The organism is Leyella lascolaii, assembly GCF_900079775.1.
GTDB classification, from domain to species: domain Bacteria; phylum Bacteroidota; class Bacteroidia; order Bacteroidales; family Bacteroidaceae; genus Prevotella; species Prevotella lascolaii.
In genome coordinates, this window is the sequence record NZ_LT556043.1 from 1 (window position 1) to 709 (window position 709).

Consider the following 709-nt stretch of genomic DNA (forward strand, 5'->3'; position numbering starts at 1 on the left):
CTCTCCGCAGTCGGCTCAACCCTCATCACTTTGGTGGCTTGGTTGGGATATATGGCTCTCTGCATGGTCGGTGAAGTCATATTGGGAATTGTGAAGTTCATCTTCGGCATCATCATTTCCATTCTTTCTATGGTGGTACTGATTGGAACATTCATTTGGTTATTAACACTTTAAAGTACAAGCGATATGAACAGAAGCATTGAAGCGATACCTACATGGGCACTCTGCTACATCATCAATGGCGATGCAAGCGGACTGACTGACGAGGAAATCCGTATGGTGGACGAAGCCATGCGCAAGAACAATATTGAGATAGTAAGTCCAAGATACAACGAGGACATGTGCACAGAACCTTACTTCAGCCGTTATCCGTTTTTCGGACTGCCTACAGAAGTTGAGGACTGCGACATCATCTATCATGAGTAACAACCCCTTTAACAACATCAGATATGAACACTACAGAATATTTCAAGAGAACCATACAAGCCTATTTGGAGGAGCGAGCAATGGAGGACGAACTCTTTGCAGCCAAGTATGACAACCCCGACAAGAACATAGACGATTGCGTCACCTATATCCTTAATTGGGTACAGAAGAGCGGTTGCAACGGCTTTTGCGATGACGAGATATATGGGCAAGCCATCCACTACTACGAGGAGAAGGACATCGAGGTAGGAAAACCATTGAACTGCCAAGTGTCTGTTAACCA

Annotated in this window: 2 protein-coding genes; both read left to right on the top strand. The window is 45.0% G+C overall.

What is annotated here, in order from left to right:
- Nucleotides 1–186: 186 nt before the first annotated feature.
- Nucleotides 187–426, top strand: coding sequence for a DUF6926 domain-containing protein (locus BN4609_RS09685; RefSeq protein WP_068856519.1), 240 nt, complete (start codon nt 187–189; stop codon nt 424–426).
- A 23-nt stretch (nt 427–449) separates the two neighbouring features.
- Nucleotides 450–709: PcfK-like family protein (locus BN4609_RS09690; RefSeq protein ID WP_206196552.1), on the top strand; the 260-nt coding region annotated here is incomplete at its 3' end.